Annotated in this window: 14 protein-coding genes; 5 read left to right on the top strand and 9 right to left on the bottom strand. The window is 60.1% G+C overall.

The window, feature by feature from the left end:
- Position 1: 1 nt before the first annotated feature.
- The 4 genes from V7S54_RS20980 to V7S54_RS20965 form a co-directional block, all read right to left on the bottom strand.
- Positions 2 to 667, bottom strand: coding sequence for an amino acid ABC transporter permease (locus V7S54_RS20980; protein WP_065375780.1), 666 nt, complete (start codon positions 665 to 667; stop codon positions 2 to 4).
- A 9-nt stretch (positions 668 to 676) separates the two neighbouring features.
- On the bottom strand, positions 677 to 1,339 hold the full coding sequence (locus tag V7S54_RS20975; RefSeq protein WP_336409449.1) for an amino acid ABC transporter permease: 663 nt from the start codon (positions 1,337 to 1,339) through the stop codon (positions 677 to 679).
- Between the two features lie 10 nt (positions 1,340 to 1,349).
- The gene (locus V7S54_RS20970; RefSeq protein ID WP_065375782.1) at positions 1,350 to 2,126 is read right to left on the bottom strand and encodes an amino acid ABC transporter ATP-binding protein; all 777 of its coding nucleotides are present in this window, start codon (positions 2,124 to 2,126) and stop codon (positions 1,350 to 1,352) included.
- Between the two features lie 62 nt (positions 2,127 to 2,188).
- A complete protein-coding gene (locus V7S54_RS20965; RefSeq protein WP_336409450.1) occupies positions 2,189 to 3,025 on the bottom strand; it encodes a substrate-binding periplasmic protein in 837 nt (278 codons plus the stop codon).
- 200 nt (positions 3,026 to 3,225) lie between these two features.
- Between V7S54_RS20965 and V7S54_RS20960 the strand changes: the two genes are divergently transcribed.
- The 3 genes from V7S54_RS20960 (at position 3,226) to V7S54_RS20945 (ending at position 6,824) form a co-directional block, all read left to right on the top strand.
- Positions 3,226 to 3,945, top strand: coding sequence for a GntR family transcriptional regulator (locus tag V7S54_RS20960; RefSeq protein ID WP_336409451.1), 720 nt, complete (start codon positions 3,226 to 3,228; stop codon positions 3,943 to 3,945).
- Positions 3,946 to 3,947: 2 nt separating this feature from the next.
- Positions 3,948 to 4,715, top strand: coding sequence for a pyrroline-5-carboxylate reductase (locus tag V7S54_RS20955; protein ID WP_336409452.1), 768 nt, complete (start codon positions 3,948 to 3,950; stop codon positions 4,713 to 4,715).
- Between the two features lie 462 nt (positions 4,716 to 5,177).
- Positions 5,178 to 6,824, top strand: a complete 1,647-nt coding sequence (locus tag V7S54_RS20945; protein ID WP_336409454.1) for a caspase family protein — start codon at positions 5,178 to 5,180, stop codon at positions 6,822 to 6,824.
- A 248-nt stretch (positions 6,825 to 7,072) separates the two neighbouring features.
- Here V7S54_RS20945 and V7S54_RS20940 read toward each other — a convergent pair whose 3' ends face one another.
- A complete protein-coding gene (locus V7S54_RS20940; RefSeq protein ID WP_336409455.1) occupies positions 7,073 to 8,278 on the bottom strand; it encodes a hypothetical protein in 1,206 nt (401 codons plus the stop codon).
- Positions 8,279 to 8,510: 232 nt separating this feature from the next.
- On the opposite strand from V7S54_RS20940, the gene V7S54_RS20935 reads away from it, so the two are divergent.
- A complete protein-coding gene (locus V7S54_RS20935; protein ID WP_336409456.1) occupies positions 8,511 to 10,046 on the top strand; it encodes an FAD-dependent oxidoreductase in 1,536 nt (511 codons plus the stop codon).
- Positions 10,047 to 10,279: 233 nt separating this feature from the next.
- The gene (locus V7S54_RS20930; RefSeq protein ID WP_065375789.1) at positions 10,280 to 11,125 is read left to right on the top strand and encodes an SHOCT domain-containing protein; all 846 of its coding nucleotides are present in this window, start codon (positions 10,280 to 10,282) and stop codon (positions 11,123 to 11,125) included.
- Between the two features lie 147 nt (positions 11,126 to 11,272).
- Here the strand turns inward: V7S54_RS20930 and V7S54_RS20925 are convergent, their stop codons facing one another.
- The 4 genes from V7S54_RS20925 to V7S54_RS20910 all read right to left on the bottom strand — a co-directional run bounded on the left by V7S54_RS20925 (position 11,273) and on the right by V7S54_RS20910 (position 17,138).
- The gene (locus tag V7S54_RS20925) at positions 11,273 to 12,415 is read right to left on the bottom strand and encodes a septal ring lytic transglycosylase RlpA family protein (RefSeq protein ID WP_083203751.1); all 1,143 of its coding nucleotides are present in this window, start codon (positions 12,413 to 12,415) and stop codon (positions 11,273 to 11,275) included.
- A gap of 414 nt (positions 12,416 to 12,829) precedes the next feature.
- Positions 12,830 to 15,064 carry a tetratricopeptide repeat protein gene (locus V7S54_RS20920; protein ID WP_336409480.1) on the bottom strand — a complete coding sequence of 745 codons (2,235 nt, stop codon included), beginning with the start codon at positions 15,062 to 15,064 and terminating at the stop codon, positions 12,830 to 12,832.
- Between the two features lie 207 nt (positions 15,065 to 15,271).
- Positions 15,272 to 16,051 (bottom strand): hypothetical protein, encoded by a 780-nt coding sequence (locus V7S54_RS20915; protein ID WP_336409457.1) that lies wholly within the window; start codon positions 16,049 to 16,051, stop codon positions 15,272 to 15,274.
- A gap of 115 nt (positions 16,052 to 16,166) precedes the next feature.
- Positions 16,167 to 17,138 carry an HAD family hydrolase gene (locus V7S54_RS20910; protein ID WP_065375866.1) on the bottom strand — a complete coding sequence of 324 codons (972 nt, stop codon included), beginning with the start codon at positions 17,136 to 17,138 and terminating at the stop codon, positions 16,167 to 16,169.
- Positions 17,139 to 17,304 lie beyond the last annotated feature (166 nt).

Below are 17,304 nucleotides of genomic sequence, written 5' to 3'. Positions count from 1 at the left end.
ATCAGATGGCAAGTTTCTTGAGAATTCGGCCTTCGACGAGTGTGACGGCACGCGTCAGCGGGAAGGCGATGGCGAAATAGATGAGTGCGACGATCGTCAGCACCTCGACGGGCCGGGCCGTGTTGTTGGAAATGTTCTGGCCGACGAACATCAGGTCAGCCATGCCGACCGCCGAAACCAATGCGCTCTCCTTGAAGAGACTGACGCAATTCGAAAGAAGCGTCGGTACGGCGCGGAGTACTGCCTGCGGCAACACGACGTTGGTGATCTGCACACGCTTGGGCAGACCGAGCGCGACGCAGGCGTCGAATTGCTCGCGCCCCACGGATTTGAGCGAAGCCCGGAACGTCTCGCTGGAGATCGCGCCCATGTAGAGGGTCAGCGCTATGACACCGGAGGAAAGATTGGATAGTTCGACGCCGAGGATCAGAGGCAGGCAGAAGAATATCCAGAAGAGCTGGATCAGTACCGGCGTACCGCGGAAGAACTCGACATAGATGCTGGCAACGGCCCGCAGCAGAATATTCGAGGAGGCGCGGGCCAGACCGACGAGGAAGCCGAGCGAACAGCCAAGTACCACGCAGATGAGCGTGAGTTTGATGGTGGTCCAAAGGCCGAGCGCCAGGGCTTCCTGGAAGCGACCGAGAACGGAGAAATCAAGGGACATATTTTCCTCCTAGCTCGTGATCGCCTGACGCCGGCGTTCGAGATGGCCGACGATCTGGGTGACGGGGAAGGAAACCGCGAAGTAGATGAGCGCGGCGATGGTGAAAGTCTCGATCGGCCGATAGGTCTCGGTCGAAAGCGTCTTTGCCTGGTACATCAGGTCCTGGACGGCGACGATCGCGACCAGCGCGCTTTGCTGGAAGATGACGATGCCGTTGGTCAGGAGAACGGGGACCGATGCTCGCAGCGCATCGGGCAGAACGATGTAGAGAACGCGCTGCAGCGGGTTGAGCCCGAGCGCGATGCCGGCATCGAGCTGTTCGCGTGGCACTGCTTGGATGGTGGCGCGATAGGCCTCGGCGTTGAATGCCATCAGGTTGAGGCCGAGCGCCATGACGCCCATCGTCATCGACCCCAGGAAGACGTTGAAGAGCATCGGCACGCAGTAGAAGAACCAGACGATCTGGACGATCGCCGGCGTGCACCGAAAGAACTCGACGAAGAGCATCGCCGGCAGCCGGACCGGCGCGAGGCGGCTCATCAGCAGCAGCGCCAGCGGGAAACCGAGGACGATACCGATGATGTTGGCGGCAACGGTCAATTGCACCGTGACGAGCAGCCCGTCGATGAGGGGAGCGAGCGAGACCGACTGGAAATCGAACGAGTAGTTCACGGGCGACCTCCTACTGCTTGATATGGAAGACGCGGTCGATGAATTCCCGGGTTCTTTCCTCCCGGGGGGCACCGAGCACCTGTTCGGGCGGCCCGTCCTCGACCACCACGCCGCCAGCGCAGAAGATGACGCGCGAGGCGATGTTCTTTGCAAACCACATGTCGTGGGTGACGATCATCATCGGCATGTTCTGGGAGGCAAGCTGGAGGATGACCTGCTCCACTTCCGCGACCAGTTCGGGATCGAGCGCCGAAGTGACCTCGTCGAAAAGCATGAGCTTCGGGTCGAGCATCAGGGCGCGAGCGATGGCGACGCGCTGCTTCTGCCCGCCGGAGAGTTGCGCGGGATAGGCATTCGCCTTTGCACCGAGGCCGAAGCGCTCGAGCAGCGCCTGCGCCCGCTGCAGCGCCTTGGTCTTCTTCTCGCCCCTTACCTTGCAGGGCGCGAGGATCAGGTTCTGGATAACGCTGAGATGGGGAAAGAGCGTGTAGTGCTGGAACACCATGCCGATCGAGCGCCGCACCTCGGCGTCGATCGTCGTTTTCGCATCCGCTCCCTTCGAGGAAATATAGGGCTTGCCGCCGAAGGTGATCGAACCGCTGTCGATCTTTTCCAGCCCCATCATGACGCGCAACAGCGTGCTCTTGCCACCGCCGCTCGGGCCGATGACGACCACGCGCTCGCCGGGTTTCATTTCGATGTCGAGGCCTTTGAGCACCTGGATGTGCGGGCCGTAGCTCTTGTGCAGTGACTTGACGTTTACGAGCGGAGCGACTGTGGCAGTCATGGCATCCTCGTGATCCGGCGTTTCTGGAAGGAGCCGAGGCATTCACGCCTCGGCTTCGAACATCACTTCGTCGACTTCAGGACGTCGTCGACGGCCTTGCGGATCAGCCCCTCGACGTGACCGGTCGCAACTTTTTCCTCGAGGAAGATGTTGACGACCTCCACATCGGCGGCCGAAAGCTGATGCGGCAGACCGAAGGCTACGCCCTGCTTGGCAAGTGCCGGTTTCGGATTGAGGGCGACGGCCCAGTCAGGGTTGGATTGGGTGAAGAGCTGGTTTGTGTCCGAGGCGTCGACGAGGATGTCGGCGCGCCTTGAGACGACTGCGAGGCGCGTTTCATCGTTGCCGGGCAATCGGAGAATGGTCGCGTTCTTCACAGCCGCGGTGATCGCCTTGTCCTGCGCGGTACCGGACATGACCGCCAGCGTCACGTCAGCCTTGTCGATGTCAGCGACGGACGCTGCTCCTGTCGGGACCTTCGGATTGTCTTTGTTGTAGGCAAGCGAGATCTGATACTCCATCGCCGGCACCGAAAACTGGACAGCCATGGCGCGGGCGGCTGTGCGATTGAGCGCGAGCGAGACGTCCCATTTTCCTGCCTGGAGACCGGCGACGATGTTGTCCCAGGTCGTGTCCACAAATTCCGGCTTGACCTTCAGGGTTTCGGCGAACTCACGGCAAAGGTCTGCGAAGAAACCGGAATATTCTCCGCTTGCCGGATCGCGCATGACATAGGGTGGAGCCACCGCTGCACCGCAGCGCAGGACACCTGCCTTCTGCACGCCCTGCCAATAACCGCCCTCAGCGGATTGGGCCTGAGCGGACGTCATCGAGATACCGGTCATCAGGACAAGCGCAGGCAATGCCCGCAGCGCGGGCGCAAGCAACGTCGAAAGCATCATCATTTCCTCTGTTTAAGTGCGCGGGTGCCGCGCGGTTCCTCTCGTCGGTCATGCCGATTTTCTTGTTTTGGTGTCGTCTCTGTGTCGACACGATATTTAATGTCGTCTCAGTGTCGACAAAGTCAAGCGGAAATTTTACATTGTCTCCGACTGCCCGTTCTGGCCATATGGTCGGGAAAGATCGGAAAGGGTGCTAAGTGTCTGAAGAAGCGGAAACCAAGCGGGCCAAGGGGACAGGCTGGAAAAGCGTCTATGAGACGCTCAGAACCGAAATCCTGGCGCTGACGCTTGCCCCCGGTCAGCTGCTTGACGAGAACAGCCTGGCGGAACGCTTCGACATGTCGCGTTCTCCGGTTCGCGAGGCGCTGATCCGGTTGGCCGGCGAGGAACTCGTGGTGACGCTTTCCAATCGCAGCACGATTGTCGCGCCGATCGAGGTGGCGACGTTTCCGAAGTACGTCGAAGCCCTCGACATCGCCCAGCGGATGAACACGCGCCTTGCTGCGCAGCTCCGGACAGACGCCGATCTGAAGGCGATTGCCAAGCGGCAGAAGGAGTTCGAAACGGCCGTCAAGGGCGCGAACCATCTGCAGATGTCGGAGGCGAACAAGCAGTTCCACATGGCGATCGCGAAAGCGGGCAAGAACGCCTATCTCGCCTCGTTCTACGAAAGGCTTCTCAATCAGGGGCAACGCATGCTGCACCTGCATTTCGAATATCTGGAGCGCACCCACGAAGGCTACTTGCTCACCGACGAACACAATCAAATGCTGGATGCGATCCGCGCAGGCAATGCCGATCTTGCGGATGAACTTGCCCACGCCCATACGCGGCAGTTCCAGGACAACTTCATCAACTTCATGCGCGAGAACTACACGACAGACGTTTCGCTCGCGCCTCGCAAGGCGGCGGAATAGAAATGCGCATCGGGTTCATCGGCACCGGCACGATCACCGAAGCGATGGTGAAAGGGATCGTCGCCTCCGAGCTCTCAGTTTCACAAATCATCGTTTCACCACGCAGCCGGGAGATTGCGAACCGGCTTGCAGACAGCTTCACTGCGGTAAAAGTCGCCGCCGACAATCAGGACGTGATCAGATCCGCAGACGTCGTGTTTCTCGCGATCCGCCCACAGATCGCTGAAGAGGTCATAAACGCGCTCGAGTTTCGGCAGGGCCAGGTGGTCGTAAGCGTTGTCGCCGCCGTTGACCGCGAAAGGCTTCTCAGTTGGATCGGCAAGGATGTCGAGCTGACGCAAGCCATCCCGCTTCCCTTTGTCGCCGATCGCCAAGGTGTCACGGCAATCTTTCCGCCCAACGAGCGGGTTGCCAAGATCTTCGACGCCCTTGGCACCGCGGTCGAATGCGAGACAAAACAAGAGTACGACCTGCTTGCCGCGGCCAGTACGTTGATGGGCACCTACTTCGGCGTGCTCGATCACGTGACAGGATGGCTTGTCGAGAACGGCTTGCCACAGCAGAAGGCTCGTGCCTATCTCGCGCCGTTGTTTACAAGCCTTGCGCAAACTGCCGTCCACGCAGAACAGACGTCTTTGAGCGACCTCAGGCGCGAGTTTTCCACGAAGGGCGGACTGAACGAACAAGTATTCGAAAGTTTTGTGCAGCATTGCGGGACGCAAGCGCTGTCGACCGCACTCGACGGGGTCTTGCGACGCATAAGATCCTAGCCGATTTGGCGTGGGGCTTGAGCGAGTTCGCATTGCATTCGCTCTTTTCGACGTCGGCGCGCGGTTCATGGCGCCATCAATCACCGTCGCACCGGGTTTCAGTCACTCCGCCTTCACCATCTCCGGACCGGCCGGCGACTCGCCATATCCATCGCCAGGGGAGGAGGACCAGCGGATGGCTTTAGCCGGATTGGGCTATGTCTTAGTTTATTCTCAACTACATTAGACTTTAGTAGAATGGAGGTGTGCAGGGAGGTACGCATGGAACGCTTAAAAGCCGAAAAGCTTGAAACCGACGCTGCTACGAAGGTCTGGTCCGTCCATGATTTCTGCAAACGGCACCGCCGTTGCGAGGAAGAGGAACGTCGACTTACAAGACTGTTTGGGATGTTCGCCACAGCCCGCGAACTCCTGAATAACGCGCAGCGCACACCGAAGTGGCGGTAGTGCGGGTTGGCTCCTATGCATTACCTTCGTGCGGCCGTCGTGCTCTCGCTCTTTCTTCTAAGCTCTTACGCTTGGGCCGAAAAGCGCGTCGCGCTGGTCATTGGAAACTCGGCCTATCAGCATGCGCCGCAGCTTGCCAATCCTCAGAATGACGCCAACGACATGGCCTCGAAATTGACAGGACTGCGGTTCGTGGTGGTGACGGGCCGCGACCTCGACCTGACTGGGATGCGTCGGTTGATCCGAGAGTTTGTAGGCAAAGTTGAAGGCGCCGACGTGGCGCTCTTTTTTTATGCCGGTCACGGGCTGCAGGTAAACGGGGGCAACTACATGATCCCGGTCGATGCGCAGCTTCGTTCAAACAACGATTTGGATTTCGAGGCGTTGCCGGTCGAGCTTGTGCTCTCCGCTATGGAGCGTAACGCTCAGGTCAACTTGGTGTTCTTGGACGCGTGCCGCGACAATCCACTCGCCGCGACCTTGGCCCGCTCCCTGGGAACCCGATCCATGGTAGTGGGGCGGGGTTTGGCGAAACTCGATACCGGCGTGGGCTCACTGATTGCGTTCGCAACTCAGCCCGGAAACGTTGCCCTTGACGGAGCTGGCAGGAACTCTCCGTTCACGACGGCCTTGCTGAAACACCTCGGCACACCCGGGCAGAGCATAACGGATGACCTGATTGCAGTGCGTCGCACCGTCTTGCAGGTTACTGATGGCAAACAGATTCCTTGGGACAGCTCATCCCTGACGGGCCCCGTTGTTCTCAATCCAGCGCCAGTTCCGGACCCGGCAACGAGCCCGGCGGCGACGGCAGGTACTGACAGAACTGTGGAGCTTACCTACTGGAATTCCATTAAGGATCTGACCGAAAGTAGTTTCTTCGAAGCATACCTCCAAGAATACCCCAACGGGGCGTTCGGAACGCTTGCGAAGTTGAAGATCGCAGCAATCGCGGGGCGTGAAAAGGAAAGGCAGACGGCGGAGCAGGAAAAGGCGGATTCCAACCACGCCGTAAACCTGGAAGACAACGCCAGGCAAACTGACGTCGCTGCACTTGAACAGAACACCCCAGGGGCGCAGGCGTCAGGTTCGCCAGCCGGCAACATGGATGCCGGCGAACTCGCATTCGCCACCCAAAGGGAATTGGCGCGAATTGGATGCCTCAGCCGGGTCGACGGCAAATGGGGTGACAGCAGTCAGAAGGCCCTGCAAGCATACGCCGAGCGCAAGGGGCTCAAGCTTGCATCGCTCGCACCGACCGAGGAGCTTTTGAATGGGCTGAAGGCGATCGGCAATCGCGTCTGCCCACTCGTCTGTGGCACCGGAATGGAGGCCCGTGCCAACCGGTGCGTGCCGCCCGGCCTCAGTGCCTTCGACGGCACATGGAGTTTAACACGGCATGCAAAGACGGACTGCGGCGACTGGCGCGAACTCTCGACAACTCTTTACGTAAGAAACGGCGTAGTGTCGTCTAGCTCTGGGTTTTCGGGAAAAGTCTCCAACAACGGAACCGTCAATATTGCCCACACCTTCATCCATAAGGGGAGGAAAGGAGGTAACACACTGACGGGAATGATAAAAGGAAGTAAAGGGACCGGCAGGTTTAGAGGGACCGGAGCAGGCAGCGGCTGTTCAGGAACTATTACTATGATTAGGATGTAGAGTTGTCTGTACGTCTAAACCTCGGCGCGGTTGACCTTGAGCTGACCGTCGAAGACCTCTCCGAGATCACCGCAGGTCCTGGAAAGACGCTGTGTGAACAGCCTCAGCTTACCCCCTTATTTGTAGGCTCGTGCGATCGCGCTGACGTCTTTGGCCGACTCGGGTGTGGGAGAGGTCGAACTTAAATCTTTGCTGGAATTCACTCCCTAAGGGCGTCGATCGTTTCACGACGTGTCCGATGAAGACGCTCAGTCTTCCCCGTTAAGATCTGCCAGCAAGTGTTTGGCTACACTCAAATCCTCGGTATCAAGGCCTTCATGGAAATGATCGAAGACTGATTTCAGAAGACCGAGCGCATCGCTCCGAGCACCTCTCGCGTTCATGAACGCAGCCAGATCGGTTGCCACACGCAGTTCCCAGCCGTGGGCACCCATTTTTCGACTTGTATCAAGGGCTTCCAACAGGAGACCCTGCACATACGACGCAGGCATGGACGGTGACAGGTTAGCCGTCATACGGAGCAGTTCCGGCATGGAACAAAGGTCTCCATTGGCTTCGACCGATTGTTTGGCCTTTTCCAGTCTTGTCATGCTTTCGTCGAGTTGTCCGAGCGCAGCCAAACCTTTGATTAGAGATAGCTCCAGCATCGTCGTAAACACCTCATAGGTTGAGGCGTGAAGCTTCTCGATGCATCGCCGTAGGCTGCTCACGCCGCCGCTCAGATCGCCTCGCCGGATCGCTAGTTCTCCTTCGAAACCGTGAGCAACCGAAACGTACGGCGACAGCGAGTGCAACCCGGCTCGGGAAATCAGCCAGTCGATGTGCTCCTGTGCGCTCTGCAAGTCGCCACGCCAGAGAAACACCGCGATACCCCCAAGTAGCGCAATGCAAAGGGTTAGCGAATGGTCTGCTTCCGCAGCTTCTTTGATTGTCTGCCGAGCCCGGTCATCAGCTTGGTCGGGAAATCCCTGCAGCCATAGGTTCCTCGCGAGTATCCCTCCAGCGAGGCCGTGGCCCTGGAAGCCCACATAGCTCGCCGGCGTCCGGTGAGGCAATGGATCACCCCGCACTGCGGCCTCGAGTTCCAGTCGCGCCGGGGCAAGGTTGCCAGTAAAGTGCAGCGAATTGCCCAGAAAGAAATGTCCCAGCGCCACGATGCCAGGATCCTGGCTTTTCTCAGCAATTGAAGAACATTGTCGCGCGCATTGGAGGGCCGAATTGAAATCTCCGGTGCGTAGATAAAACATGTTCAATGGTCCGAGAACCTTTAGCTGGTCGACGGGATCTCCCCGGTGTTCAGCAATCTCCAAGCTTCTCGCGAGAGCAGGTTGGGTATCACGGCCGCCATGCAGGTACATTCGGGAAATTCCGAGCCCAGCTTGAAGATGCATCTCCTCGAGGCCACCTCGCAGATCGCCATCGATGGCAAGAAGTGCGCGTTCAGACTCACCCATGTCCTCGACAAGCGCTTGCGGTTGCTACCAGCGGCGAAATGACCGCCCTTTTCAGCGCCGGTGCCCAGGTTGATCCTATGGGGCATATTGCAAAAATTGTGCGCAACTGCAGGTCAAATTCACTTGCCTGGGCGCCGGAATGGCGGACAATCCCAGAGGAGTTGCCTGTTGGGTGGGCAAGCCCAGCGTCGCAGTGGGCGACACCGGCAGCTGCCCTTCGACGGAGGAGAAGATGGCCGGTAACCATTCAGACCCGAGCGGACCCGACCTCGCCTTCGGCATTGCGCTCGCCGATCTCCCCGATGGCGGAAAGGTGGTCGGTCATCGCGATGGCGAGCCGGTGCTTCTGGTGCGCCGCGGATCCGAGATTTTCGCGGTAGCCGCCAGCTGCTCGCATTACGGTGGGCCGCTGGTCGATGGCCTCGTCGCCGACGACATAGTTCGCTGCCCCTGGCATCACGCCTGCTTTGATCTGCGCACCGGAGAGGCCCTACGTGCTCCGGCGTTATCGCCGCTCGCCTGCTGGTCGGTTGAACAGCACGGCGACAAAATAATCGTCGGCGAGAAGCGCAAGAAGCAGTCGCCGGTTTCACGCGAAGGCGATGCCGGAGCGGCTCCCGAAAGGATCGTCATCGTCGGTGGCGGCGCCGCCGGCTTTGCCGCCGCCGAAAGACTGCGGCGCGAGCAATTTCAGGGCGCCATCGTCATGATCAGCGATGACGAGGCGCTGCCAGTCGACCGCCCTAACCTTTCGAAGGACTATCTCGCCGGTAAGGCGCCGGAGGATTGGATCCCGCTGCGCAAGGAGGGCTTCTATGCCAAGAACGGCATCGATTTGCGCCTCGGAACCAGGGTTGCCGGCATCGATGTCCGCGCCAGCGAAATCTTGCTCGCCGATGGGGCACGGGTCGCCTTCGACAGACTGTTGCTGGCGACGGGCGCCGAACCGGTTCGCCTGACCATACCCGGCGCCGACCAGCCTCATGTCCACACGCTGCGCTCGCTTGCCGACAGTCGGAAGATCATCGCGCAAGCCGGCACCGCACGCAGCGCTGTCGTCCTGGGCGCCAGCTTCATCGGCCTCGAAGTTGCAGCCGCCCTTCGAGGCCGCGGCGTCAAGGTGCATGTGGTGGCGCCCGAGGAACGGCCGATGGAACGGATACTGGGGCCGCAGATCGGCGATTTCATCCGCGCCCTGCATGAGGAAAATGGCGTCATCTTCCACCTTGGGGATACCGCGGCGAGCATCGGCGCAACGGAGATCCAACTGAGCAGCGGCGGCATCTTGGCCGCAGACATGGTCGTTGCCGGCATCGGCGTGCGGCCGCGGGTCGATCTCGCCGAAGCGGCCGGGCTCGCTACCGATCGGGGCGTCCTGGTCGATGCCTATCTTGAGACCAGCGTGCCCGGCATATATGCGGCCGGCGATATTATCCGGTGGCCCGATCCCCATAGCGGCGAGAACATCAGAGTGGAGCACTGGGTGGTGGCGCAGCGGCAAGGCGCTGCGGCCGCACTCAACATGCTCGGACGCCGGAAAAAGTTCACGGATGTGCCGTTCTTTTGGAGCCAGCATTACAACGTTCCGATCAACTATATCGGCCATGCCGAGGGATGGGACGAGATCGAGGTCGAGGGCGACATTCCCGCCAAGGACTGCCTCGTGCGCTTCAAGCGCGGCGGACGTGTGCTGGCGGTCGCCACGATCTTCCGCGACACCGAGAGCCTCGAGGCAGAACTGGCGATGGAGCGGGGCGAGGCCCAGTAGTGACGAATTACTATCTGGGCCATAGGGCGATAGCGAGTTTGACGAAGCACATTCGCAACACGCTATGACAAGCTGTTCGCCCACTTCAAATCGAGAAACGCCTAGACTGCATTGAAAGGCAGGGGCAACGCGCGGGTATTATCGGCGTACTGGATTTCACGACGACGGCTAAAATTGGATTTGCAGACCTTCAAACGGAACAGACAGGGACCTCAGCGGAGGAAGCGATCGCGATGAGACAACTCAGTGAAGAGGGCCGACGAACCCTGGGAGGGATTGCAGAGCGGTACGGGGTCAGCCTCGGCGCGGTGGAGCACCTTCTGATGGCGATTATCGCCGGGCAGGCGACACAGGCCCAGTTCAACCATCCCGATCTAGGTGGGATGGGGCAATGGTCGCAGGGCGGCATGATCATGGTCGGCGACATGTTCAACAATGCGCTGAAGGCGAACGTGGCCGGAGTTTGTTCCGAGCTTGCGGCCTTGGTGCGCGGCATGGATTTACCGGGCCCGCAGACGTCGTCCCAGTCCCAATATCAAGGCCAGGGCGGCGGCGTCAGCCTGTTCGTGCCGGGCGCGCTGTCGGCTGGGAACTGGTGGCCCGAGGAGCTCGGGCACCCTGCCTCGACCGGGGCGCAGAATGACCTGCGTTATGCCTTTTTCCCGACAACCCGACGGCTAGCGATCGATATCGGCGGCCGGGTTACGGTCTATGACACGAAGGACCATCGCATTGGCGGATTCTCGCAACAGCAAAGCGGCGACCAGTCGCTGAGCTTTACCTCTCAGCATGGGCTGGTGAAAATTTCGGAACTGGATGTGATACGGCAGGGCGGCAAGGAACCGGCAGACACACCGGCTACCGAAGCATCCGCCGCCACGGCTGCGCCGTCGATATTCGCATCGTCCGCGTCGGAAACCCCCGAGCCACAACAAGGGGCACATCCAGCGCCGGAGGCGGTTCGGTCGGATGAGGACATCTTCGACAAGATCGAACGTCTCGCGGCACTTCATGCGAAAGGCATTCTCACGGATCAGGAATTCGAGGCCACGAAGTCGGAGTTGCTCAGCCGACTATAGCATCCGATGAACGGGGCTTGCCACGGAGGTCAATGGAAGGCTTTCATCGAGCCGCGCCGGGCGATGACGACCGTCAATGAACTCCGACAACCGATTGAGCTCGCGCTCGCTCACCAAAACCCATCCCATCCTGCGTCTCCCGATCGCCTAACAAGCCGAGTGTGACAATCCGGAGTCGACCCAAAGGGGACGTCGGAGGTTGCCTGTCCGTGAATAGGTTGTGCCCCGCCAGTGGCAGCCGCTTTGGCAAGAGCGGCGTCGCCTTATGGAGATTACCCCGGTAAGACGCTTGGTACCGCCCGCCAGAGGGAGAACTTGGACTCCACATATGTCGCGCAGACCGTCATCGCCGTCCTCGTCCCAGCAATATTTGGCACCAAGCGTCGCCAGGGAGCGTATTTCGTGAGTCCGTGGTGCGATCTTGGCGCTTCGTGACATCGATGCTGTGTATTCGGACAGCCAATCAGGCAACATCCCGAGTTGGTTGGATGTGTGTGACGCGACCGCGGAGTTGGTCCCAGTCTGGTAGGAGGCGCTCGGCGTTCCTCCGGCAAGGTTCGTCCGCGTCGAAAAGAAAGACTGACTGTCGCTTCGCAACTGGTCGCCAATCGACTGATCCGAGGCCACCATCACGCCGGTTGCGATTTGAGGATCCGGATTGACGGCTCGGAAACGGTCACTCTTCTTGATGTAAGAGGCTAGGAGGTAGGGCATGTCGTCCCCACCCAAGCGGGCGCGCCCCACATACTGCACCCGAACGGATGCCGTGCCACGGTGCTTCAGGTCCAGCATGTCTGCTGCTTTGCTGGAAACGTCGATGATGCGACCCTTTCGATAAGGACCGCGATCGTTGACGCGCAGGATGAGCGAAGAACCGTTTTCAAGATTGGTCACCCGCACATAGCTGGGCAAGGGAAGGGTCGGATGTGCGGCGGACAGGTGTTTCGGGTCATAATCTTCGCCGTTTGCGGTCCGCCTCCCCTGAAAAGCTGAGCCGTACCAGGAAGCTACCCCCTTCCTGTCGTAGTTCGGGTCCTCCTTCGGAAAATAGCTCTTGCCTTTCACTACATAGGGCTTGCCAACCACATAGCGGCCACCGCCCTTGGCGACATTCTTGCGGTGTGCGACCCACGGGTTAGCCTTCACTCCGTATGCCTTTTCGGAGATATATGCTTTGCTGCGGTTCGTGTTGGGCGCTTGCGTGGTCGTACAGGTAGCACAGCAGGCGCAGATCACCGTAATCGCCAACCATCGCACACCCTTCGCGGGCGTATTTGCCTCAATGACCATCTGTCCAACGCTAGCGACGGCCTTCCATGCAACTGCGGCAAGCCTCGACATAAGCGCTCATGTCGGCCACGCGCCTGCAGTCTGTGCACTGGGTCCAGAAACAGACGGAATAGCAGCTGTGGCACTCGTCGATGCATCACTGCACTTGGGGTCTCGCCATTAATTCGCTCCATCCGTGTAGTGACTGTAAAATCAGATTTGATGCCAAAAAGTTCCACGGGGACACAAACATACGCGACGCGGTTGGAGTCGCCCCGGCCTCGCTACGCTTGAGGCCTCTTTGGGGGCAGGAAACAGCTACCCGCATGTCTATGATCCAGTTGAAATCTGCACGCCCCACGACCGACAACTCCCTCGCCTTGCCCCCCGCAATCAAGGGTGACTTGCCGATGGCGTTTTGCCCGAGAGTCGCGCTTACCTGCCATGTTGAACTGCATCCTGTAATTGCCTGACGAGTTCTGCGGTCCGTGGGTCATTCGGCTGGAGTCCCGCGAGCGCCTCCGCAAACTCAAGCGTTTCTGCATAGCGGCCGAGTTTGAGTCCAAGCTGAATGGCAGTGCCAAGCAGATTAGCGTCAGTCGCACCCCCTGTAGCGGTCAGATCGAATAGTTCGAAAGCGTCATCCGTGCGGCCCACCGCATCCAGCGCGATTGCTGCCGTCGTCCTGTATCGGGAGTTGGCCGGAGTCAGGCGCACGGCCGCCTCCAGTTCCCGGATCGCGTCCGGCATCGCCTTTTGGCGAACGAGCGACAAGCCATGTCCGTAGCGAAGGTCTGCCTGATCCGGGTTGGCGGCAACCGCCTCAGCGTAGGCCTGTTCGGATTTTTCGTTGTCACCGCTGGCGCGATAGAGTTCGGCGAGATTGATGCGCACGCCGGAAAGCGTCGGATCAAGAGCAATCGCCCGGCGGAACGCCTTTTCCGCTTCGCTCATGCGCCTCTGTTCGAAAAGGAAGGATCCGTAGGTGCTCTGCGCCTCGGCGACGTCCGCGTTGGCCTGGACATAGGCGCGCAAATCGTCGACGGCCGCGTCGAAGGCGCGGCGTTGATCGCCGAGAAAGTCCAGTGACGGAGTGCCGCCAAGAGCCCTGGCGGCGGCCACCCGGACTGCTCGGGTTTCGTCGCCAAGAAGAACGCCGATCGCGGCCAATCGAAGTTCAGGCGGCAAGCTGGCAGCCGCTTCTGCTGCCCCCAGTCGGACGAGCGGATCGGAATCTTTCGCTGCCGCTTCGACGTCTGCGGCCGTTGCTTCTCCATCGAGCCTCGTCATTTCGGCAATCGCACTGCCCCTGACGATGCCTAGTTGTTCGCGGTCGGCCAAAAACCTGCGCAGATCGTCGATTGCTGCACGATCGTCCCGCGCCGCTGCCGCGAATGCGTGCGCTATCGTCGGACGATTGCGCCAGTGCGTGCCGTACCATTTGTCCATGGCCGCCACTGACCATGCGTTTGTCCTGCCTTCATGACACGAGGTGCAGGCATTCGGGACGCCGTAGGCTTCGGAAAGGTCTGGGCGTGGGATGACGAAGGAGTGGTCTCGCCGCGGATCCGCTTTCATGTAGCTGCGCTGGGGCATGTGGCAGTTGGCGCATTGCGCGCCAGGCGACCCGGTCGGGTGATGGGTATGTGCCGTCGTGTCGAACGCACCGCCGGGATCGTACTTTGCAAAACGCTCCGGTGCCGTTTCCGTGTGGCATTGCGTGCATAGGACGTTGCCGACGGCCTTGACCGTGCCTTCATGTGGCTTGTGGCAATCAAAGCAGGTGACGCCCGCTCTCGCCATCTTGCTCTGCTGGAAGGAGCCGTACTCGAACACCTCGTCGAGACTCTGTCCGTCCGGGAAATAGAGGTCCCGGCGGAGCAGCGCCGGCGAAAAATGGTCGAGGAAGGCGTTTCCGGGTCGATAGCCATCGACAAGCTTGGTCCGCCGCGCGTGACAGGCAAAACAGGTGCCTGCATCGACCTTCGATAGGCCCAGACCGGACACCGCCGTCGAGGCATCTTTGGATTTGGCCTTGGCCCACTCGACATGCTTGGCACCGCCGCCGTGACAGGACTGGCAGCCGATGCTGGTCGCGACGTAGGACGACTTGTATTCGTTCGTCTTCGGCTGAAAATTGACCTGAGGGTTGGTGGAATGGCAGTCGATGCAGGTGCGGTTCCAGCGGTAGAAGGGCCCTGTCCAATGATAGGTGGATGCTGGCCGTGCCGGTTTGCCTTCGCCGAGCCAGAACCACGCCTGCTTGTCTGTGTCCCAGGCGACGTCGAAAGCCTGCAATCGCCCGTGACCGAGATCGATCAGATATTGCTGCAGGGGTTCGTAAGCAAAGGTGTATTTGACCTCGAAGTCCGCTTGCCTGCCGTCCGGTCCTTCCGTGCGGATGAAGAAGCGACCGTCGCGGCGGAAGAACTCTGCCGCAATGCCATCGCGCTCGAACCGGGTGTTGTTGAAATCGGCACGCACCGACTTGTCGTCGGCAACGGCCATCGCCTTGGCGTGGTGCGACTTGGCGAATGCGGCCGCCTCATCGGCGTGGCAGGACGTACATGTCGTCTCGGCCACGAACCCGTCATGAATCGCGATCAGCGGATCGGCGGCGGCAGGCGGAGCCGTCTCGGCGGCAACGGTCTGTGCGGCGGACGCAAGCATGGCGCCAAACAATAGGGCTGCCCGAACAAATGCCGCTGAGAGAACAAACCCCGTCAATCGAACGCTCCGTATCGTTCTGGAACAAAGGTCTCGCTGCACCCGGCAGCGAGGCCAAAGCATCGGGCAGAAACGAAACCAATAGAAGCCCAATCAGCCGAGTTTACTATTGGGAGGTTGCGCTCGTGCTGATTAGACCAACCAACCAGCTTAGTAGCAAGGCGGGTACGGATAGTAGTCGCATTGCGGCGGGTAGTAATACGGATTGGCTGCTGCAGCGCCGACGGCGGCACCGGCCACCACCCCCGCGGCAACCGGAGCGCCGCGATACCAAGCCCCGTGATAGACGGGCGCGTGCCAATAGGCACCTCCGACATGGGCGAAACTGGCGTCCCCGACACGCGCATAGCTTCCATGAAACCCGCCGGCACCAAAGTCCCCGCCGCGGAAACCACCCCCGCCAAAACCACCCCCACCAAAACCACCGCTGAAGTGATCGATGAAAACCGCAGCGGGTCCGGCCGCACCACTCAGACTTCCTTCGAGAACGGCAACGTCGAAGGTCAGGGTAGTACCTTCCAGCTTTGGAGATTTCAGAGTGACCACGACGTCACTGACGTCCGAGCCGCCACCTCCCAGTACCGACACCGTTGCGTTTGGAGGGTCGACAGCGAAGTTGTCCTTGCCCTCATCCCACTGCATGATGAACTGTTCGGTGGTTACATGTCCGGCGGCCCGCACCGGTCGGTCGGCAAAGACGATCGAATTTGCCGACACGCCAGTCAGAACCAATTTGTCACCATCGATCTTGGCGCCATCCGAATTGATGACTGCAAGTGACGGCACCGGACCGGTGGGCGCGACCGTTCCGATCGCCTTGCCCAGCGGCACATGTTGCTTCTTGGTGGAATCCTGGGCGAATGCAGCAGTTGTTGCCAGTGCCACGCCTCCGACAACGGCTATCAAGCCGGCGACATGATTGATTTTCATCGTGGATGTCCTTCGAGTTTGGGATAAGCGGCAGGGCCGCCTGTCCTGATGGCCTCACGAACGTGGATGGACATTGACTGCACAAGAGTGTCGCACACGATGCACGCAACGCAGTCTACTTCTTCGGAAAGATCTCTTTCCAATCCGCCTTCATGTCGACCACGGTCCATTTGTTTATCGCCGCTGCATCGAGCGCCTCGTCGAGGCGGCCGAATTCCGTGTCGCGATCGTAGGCGTATTCACGTTCGGCATCGGTGTGATGAATGAGCATGGCGAAACGGACGCTCCCACCCGTCATTGTCGTCCATTGCAGCATTTCCAGGTCGCCGTCGGAATTGCCGAAGGCGGCGATCGGGCGGCGGCCGATATGCTCGTTGATCCCGACGGGCTTGCCGCTCTTGTCATCGATGAAGTTGACCTGCGGCAGGCGAAACAGGGTCGGCATCCCGTCACGCATCTCGAACTGGGTTTTGATCGACGAGCCTACGACCTGCTCGGGCGGGACGCCATAGACCTGTTCCGACCACGGCCGCATGAACTCGATGCCGCCGCCGGATACGATGAAGGTCTTGAAGCCGTTGGCGCGCAGATAGGCCAGCAGTTCAAGCATCGGCTGGTAGACGAGCTCGGTGTAGGGACGCTTGAAGTGCGGATCGCGTGCGGTGGCAAGCCAATCGGAAACGACCTTCTGGAACTCGTCGCTGGTCATTCCGCTATGGGTTGTCATGATGAGCTCGATGAGGCCCTTTTCGCCGGATGCGGCAAGGGTCTTCATGTCGCCTTCGAGCACTGCCTTGAACGGCTGCGTGTCCTTCCATTCCGGATGGGACGGAGCCTCGGCCTTCACACGGTCGAGCGCGAAGGCGAGTTGGGTATACATCGGATGCTCCACCCACAGCGTGCCGTCATTGTCGAAGACGGCGATGCGCTCAGGCTCCGGGACGAAGTCGGGCGTGTTCTCCGTCGTCACCTTCTCGACAAAGGCGACGATGGCAGCCTTCGGGGCGGTGTCGTTCCACGACGGCAGCGGGTCGGTCTGGGCCTGTGAAGGATGACCGGAGCAGGCGACAGCGATCGGAACCAACATTGCGGCGAGCGTTACGAACAGTCGGCGACGGCCGAGCTCGAAATGATGGAACACTCCCATATCGTGTCTCCTGTTGTTGGCCGAGCAGTTGCCGCGGTAACGGCAAACGCCTTGGGGGTCGTTCCGCTACTTTCCCGTGAAAAATACAGAGCGATCCGCAGCGCGT

The organism is Ensifer sp. CCNWLY38 (genome assembly GCF_037120565.1).
GTDB lineage: Bacteria > Pseudomonadota > Alphaproteobacteria > Rhizobiales > Rhizobiaceae > Ensifer > Ensifer adhaerens_H.
This window is presented reverse-complemented; position numbering and strand designations above follow the sequence as displayed.